This is a genomic window from Thermanaeromonas sp. DSM 22490 (assembly GCF_056378755.1).
This window is the reverse complement of record NZ_JBJHHE010000010.1, coordinates 95590-101710: the sequence shown is the minus strand read 5'-3', so window position 1 is coordinate 101710 and position 6121 is coordinate 95590. Positions and strand designations below refer to the sequence as shown.

Here is a 6121-nt window from a genome sequence, read left to right as displayed (position 1 = left end):
GAGTCCCTGGTCAGTTACATCAGTAACAGGGGTATCAAGCTGGAAAAGAGCAGTTAGGGATTAATGGGGTTATCTTATAATTATAAGTTAACCCTAGCTGGTGACAAAAAGGTTACTATCCGGTAACAAAAATAAAAAGCATCCCGAGGGCCACGGAAAGCCGGGATGCTGTGTTCTCACCCTATGAAATTATGACATATTCCAAAAGCTATATTTGGCTGAGGGTATTTTTAAGTAAGTTTAAGATCTCTCCGGAAGGACGGATACCGAGGTGTTTTCGCACAGCTTCCTTATATTGCTGGTAAACCTGGACAGCCCGGGTTTTTTGCCGTAGCTTCCCATAGCACTGGATCATTACGCGATAGGCGTTCTCCCAGCAGGGGTCAACTTTAAGGCTTTGCCCACACACGTACAGGCACCGGTAATAATCTTCCTGCTCCAGGTATATTCTGGCCAACCCATCGTTGGCCGACAAATATAAGTCCCGCATTCGTTCCCTTTCTAAAGCAGCCCAATCTTCATATAAAGCATCTTCCAAGTAATCCCCGGCATATAAAGGCACAGCTTCTTCTAGGAACTCCTGAGCCAAAGCTTTCTTCCCTTTGCTTAAATATTCCAGGCCCGTTTTCACTTTTTGCGTGAAAATATCTACATCCAATTCTATATCTTCCCCACTACGAAGGCCATAACGATTACCTTCCCGGATTACAAAATAAGAAGTTCCTCCTGGTCGCCGGGGTTCCAGGAGATTATTCAAAGCCACCAAAGTAACCTTAAAATTGCTGTCGGCTCTATCTTCTTCCTTTTCCGGCCACAACATTTCCATCAGCTTTTCTTTAGGCAGCAGAGAACCGCGGCAAGTTATCAATATTTCTAATAACCGCTTGGCTTTATCTCTGCGCCATTCTTTGCTGGATACTTTTTGGGAACCGCGGTAGACTTGTAGTTCTCCCAACGCTTTAATAGATAATTTATAACCAGGATGATATTCTTGAGAATAGGGCAATAGCTGTTTCCCCAAAAAGCCTTTGGCGGAACAGGAAGTAAGAAATAACTTCAGTTCTCCCACATCTCGCGGTCTCCAAAGGCAGGGGCGCTCCAATAGGAAGCGGTACCCGTGCTGGTTTAGCTTGTATTCCAATTCTTGCCCTATAAGGGAAAAGCACTCATAGGAAGCAGTACGCCAGTAAGCTAAAGCTTCCCAAAAAAGAGCAACTACCGGGCCAAAGGTATCTCCACAATCTGCTAAAATTTTTCTCGCTTTAAGAAACAAATCCAGGGCCTGGTTGTAAAAACCGCTATTATAATAGGCTATACCTAAGGCCAGTTCGGTTAGAGCAGCCAGCCAGCGATCGTTTACTTCATTGCAAATTTGGCAACCCATCTCGGCATAATAACGCGCTCTAGTCAAATCTCCTTTAAAAGCGTAAGCTAAAGTTAACCCCCACAGAGGCTCCCCCTTTCCTCGCGGCGTACTGACCCGGTCCGACAGTTCCACTGCCCGCTGATACCATTGTATTGCCTTTCCCAATTCATTCATAACGTTGTAAACCTGACCGATGCGCGCAGCAGCCACGGATTCGGTAAAGGGGGAACCTACTCTCTGGCTAGCCTCTAGCACTTCCCAGGCCAGCTCTAAAGCCCGCCCTAAATTCCGACCTGTTAAACTATATAACAGAGAAAGTACCAGTTTTATTTCCCTGTGAGATTTGGGAGACAGATCGCTTTCATCCCCAGTCAATTCCTGTTCCACATAATTTATGGCCTCTTCCAACCGCCCAGTGCGTAGGAGGAGACGAGCTTTTAAATGTCTGGATATGTTATGCCCTGATACTGCAGCCCGGGTGATATAACTTTGGGCCTCCACCAGCTTACCCTGGTTTAAAGAATTTTCGCCTAACAACTCTAAAATAGACCCTGTATCGAAAGAACCGGCTTGGTCATAGATCTTGTAGGCTTCATATAATAAGGGATCGGCCTTGGCAGGTTGAACGGTATCGAGAAATACCAGGGCCTTTTTTTCCAGTGCTGCTGCTATACCCAGGTTATCCTCTACCTTTTCCCAGAGACGCCTCGCTTTTTCGTAGGACTCCAAAGCTTCTTGGAAGCGGCTGGTAAGCCTCTTGGCATCACCTAAATATAAGTATAGGCGAGGATAGATGCTGTATATTTCTGCCGGTACTTCTTCCAGCCATTTTATAATTTTTTGGTATTGGGCCGTCTTTATCAAAGACCCTGCTATTTCTAAAATTATAGGTGCAACACGATCAAATTCACCGGCCCTAAGAAAATGGTAAATTGCCTCTTCCGGCAAGCCTTCTTGTAAAAAATATTCCCCGGCTTGAATATGTAAGAGCTTTAAATTTATCCCTTCCTTTTCTGCTGTATGGAGTAGAAAACGCCTGAAAAGCTTATTAAACCTATAAGTACCTCGACCGTAATCATGAATAAAAAGGCCTCTGTCAATTATTTGGTATAAGCTATTTACGCCTTTAGGGCCAAAAAGGCCTGCACAAACTCTTTCATTGAGATCGCGTAATATAGCAGACTTAAGAAGAAAATTACGCAGCTCCGAGGGCTGGCTCTCTAAAACTGAAATAGCTAAGAATTGGAATAGATCCTGTATATTTTCCTGCCCGTCTGGAATAAAAATTTCCTCCCGCCCTGCCCCCTGGCTACTTGCTAACATGGCTACTGCTATAGGCCACCCATCTGTAAGCTCTAAAATAGCTTGGGTTTCTTGTTCTGTTAACTGTTTTCCGTACTTCATTTTAAAAAGCTGTTCTATTCCTTGAGCATCAAAAGCTAAATCATTTTGATCAATATACAAAATGCGCCCTTTCAATTTCCATTCTGGCAGAAAAGAAAAATTAAAAGGAGTGCGGGAAGTAATAATCAGGTGAATATTTTGGGGCAAATAACGAATTAAATGCTCTATAACTGTATTTACTTCATCCTGGTTAATTTGATGATAATCTTCAATGACAAAATATAAATCCTTGTCTGCTATACTTATTAACTCATTGATCCATAAGTTTAAAATATACTTCCAGGATTGCCTGAGATCTTCACTTTCTTTCAAAACCTCTATACACCTAATTGGTGTTCCCTTAAGGCTAGCACAAGCTGTCAAAAAGCTTGACAGAAATACGGGCAATTCATTATCTTCCCTGTCCAGATTTAGCCAGGAACAATTATATCCCTGGATATGCAAATAATAGCTCAAAACCGTACTCTTACCGTAACCCGGTCCGGCTGAAATCAAGATTAAAGGATATCTATTTATTTCTTTTATTTTTTCGTAGAACCGCGAATTAGGTACTATGGCTTTTCCGGTAGAAGGCATCATAAACTTAGTCGCCGGAAATATACCTGCTTTCACCTCTCTCCCCCCTGGACTTTTTGCTTCCAGAAAACTCTTTCCTTTATTTTAAAATAGTAAGTGCACCTCTGTAAACCTTTGAGTATCACAGGACGCAGTCCATCGGGCGCTAGGTAAAAACGGTAGCCAAAAGTGCGTAATCCGGCACAGGTAAGAAGCATTGAGTTAGGTAAGAGAGAAGGGGGTACAGAAATGATTTCTATAAATATTGTCTTAACATTTGACAGTCACAGGAAAATAGCGAAGGGCTCTATACCATAGGATGTGCTTTCAAGAAGGCTAGAACCCGATTATTAAAGGCCTCGACCTGCTCCATAAAAAACAAGTGCCCTCCGCCGGGAAGTATCTCCAATAGGGACCCTTCTATTCTCTTGTGCAATAACCTTGAATTCTCCCCAGGTATTACCCGGTCGTCGTCGCCGGTTAGTATGAGGGTAGGCGTCTTAATGTTTCTTACTTTCTCCCCCAAATCTACTTTTAGTACAGCTTCCCATTGCCTCATCCAGGCATACCTGGGCACTGGCTCGGACAGACGCTGCTCCACCAACCTGTCCAGTTCCCCTGGGTTGCGGGATAAGAATTCTTGGCCAAAAGCATATTTCATGGCTTCCTTGAGGGCTTCCCTGGCGGGTAACCCCTTTATGTTTAACATTGCTTCTACTGTTTCTTCCGGGACGGGAACCGCCTGAGGCCCACCAAAGGTAGTACAGACTAGGGTCAAGGTATGCACAAATTGAGGATAAATAACGGCCAGGGCTTGAGCTATTATTCCTCCCATGGAAACCCCTAAAACATGCGCTCTATCGATACCGAGATGCTTCATGAGCTCCGCCGCATCTTTCGCCATTAGTTCGATGGAGTAGGGCATATCGGGTTTATCGCTCTTACCCACACCGCGGTTATCAAACATTATGACCTGAAATTCCCGGGAAAAAGCACGAATTTGTTTGTCCCACATCCACATGGCATACCCGAGACCTTCAATGAGTAGCAGTGGCTCACCAACGCCATAGATTTCATAGTAAATATTTATATCATTTACCTTTTCGTAAGGCATAAAAACGTCCCTCCTTAGCATCCTCGAGGTAAGGCCATCTTTTTCGTACTAATCCAATAAGTTTTATCTCCAGTTCAGCGCATAACAGAGCTTCCTCCTCGTTGGCCACAGCAGCAAAGTTACCATTGGGAAGGGCTATAAAACTCCCTCCCGCCACCTCCCGACCGTCCGGATAAACGGCACCGGTAATATTGGCTCCTGCCACAAATATAGTGTTTTCCGCCGCCCGCACCAAACCCACGGCCTGCCAGAGCGTCTTGCGGTCTTCCGGTATACTGGCAGGATTAAGTATCAATTGAGTTCCCAGCATAGCGAGATTTCTGGCTAGTTCGGGATAGAAAAGGTCCACGCAGATTAGTACCCCTATATTCCACCCTACATGATTTACTATGGTAATATATTTGCCGGGCTCAAGGTAGTCCCTCTCGCCCACTGCCCGGGAAGGAAAGATTTTCTGGTAGTAAGCAAGAAGTGTGTTTCCTCCCCGCAGGAAGGCTCCCCGGGAATACAGCTTTTTGCCTACCTGTATATATTGAGCACCGCCTACTACCAAGGTACTCGAAGGCAAAGCTCCAGCCACTTCTCGCAAGTAATTAAGATATTCCTGCGCCGTAAGGGGGATAGGCCCCAACCAGTTCTCTGGTAAAAGAATTACATCTACCCGCCTGGCTTTTTTTATGAGGGCCTTTACGCGCTCCAGATTTAATCTTGGACACCCATCTCGCCGGAGTTGTATCAAAGCTAATTTCATAACGATTCACCTGCTATTCACCTGTTGCTCCGCCCAGTTTTTCTGCTTCCGACTGCAGGCAAGCTGCCAAAGACTCCATTTCTTCTGCCACACCTACGATCCTATGTAAGGCTTCAGCCTGGTTGGTCAATACATCGCGGACGGCCACGGACCTTTGCTTTACGATAGACGTTGCTTGCTCCAGATGGCCTAAAATATTTGCAATCCTATCCACAGCATTGGAGCTCTCTTCGGCCATTTTGCGTACTTCTTGGGCTACTACACCAAACCCGCTTCCGTACCTCCCTATGCGCGCGGCCTCAATGGAGGCGTTAAGGCCTAGTATCTTGGACCGTTGCGCCACCTTTCTTACAAAAGTAATTATGTTACTTGTCTCACCCGCCTTCGCTGCGGCAGTGGAAGACAGAGCATATAACTCCTCACCTATTTCGGCCAGGTGGTGGGCCTCGGCAAAGATTTGTTGTAACGCGGCACTCGTCTCATGAGATGCCTTACTTAATTGATTGGCCATGTTTAACAATAGTTCCTGCCGCTCGGTACTTTCCATAAACACAACACCGCCTACAACCAGTCCCCCTTCTTTAATGGGCAGGGCAATGCCGAGGTAGGGAAACCCGAACAATTCTTTGCCCACCCTTTTGCTGACCGGCTGGCCCTTTTGCATGGCTTCCCATACCAGCGTGCCCTCTTTTACCGGGTCGCCTGCAGAAACCCCGTGATTTATCTTCTCTCCCGGAACATAGCATAAATACCTTTCCCGGTCACACACAGCCACAGCCACATCGCCGGCTACCAGCCGGTTTATGTAAGGGGCTACTGCAACAAAACACTCAAGAAGTTTACTGCCTTGACTCCCGCTCATTTTTCCGTTCCCTCCTGCCGACTTGCCTACATAAAATGAGGGCAAGGTAATATTCTCTTGCCCTCCTGA

4 protein-coding genes are annotated in these 6121 nt (G+C 45.6%); all 4 read right to left on the bottom strand.

Going from position 1 to position 6121, the window contains the following annotated elements:
* Positions 1-208 precede the first annotated feature (208 nt).
* Entirely contained in the window at positions 209-3382 is a 3174-nt protein-coding gene (locus AC1BI1_RS08435; protein WP_476716840.1) for a tetratricopeptide repeat protein, read from the bottom strand.
* Between the two features lie 250 nt (positions 3383-3632).
* Positions 3633-4439, bottom strand: coding sequence for an alpha/beta fold hydrolase (locus tag AC1BI1_RS08430; RefSeq protein ID WP_476716839.1), 807 nt, complete (start codon positions 4437-4439; stop codon positions 3633-3635).
* Positions 4417-5190, bottom strand: coding sequence for a carbon-nitrogen hydrolase family protein (locus AC1BI1_RS08425; protein ID WP_476716838.1), 774 nt, complete (start codon positions 5188-5190; stop codon positions 4417-4419). The genes AC1BI1_RS08430 and AC1BI1_RS08425 overlap by 23 nt, the downstream gene beginning before the upstream one ends.
* 13 nt (positions 5191-5203) lie before the next feature.
* Positions 5204-6052, bottom strand: a complete 849-nt coding sequence (locus tag AC1BI1_RS08420) for a methyl-accepting chemotaxis protein (protein ID WP_476716837.1) — start codon at positions 6050-6052, stop codon at positions 5204-5206.
* Positions 6053-6121 lie beyond the last annotated feature (69 nt).

Excerpts from the sequence above, each read along its gene's own strand:
- AC1BI1_RS08430 (WP_476716839.1), bottom strand. The coding sequence starts at position 4,439 with ATGCCTTACGAAAAGGTAAATGATATAAATATTTACTATGAAATCTAT.
- AC1BI1_RS08425 (WP_476716838.1), bottom strand. The coding sequence starts at position 5,190 with ATGAAATTAGCTTTGATACAACTCCGGCGAGATGGGTGTCCAAGATTA.
- AC1BI1_RS08420 (WP_476716837.1), bottom strand. The coding sequence starts at position 6,052 with ATGAGCGGGAGTCAAGGCAGTAAACTTCTTGAGTGTTTTGTTGCAGTA.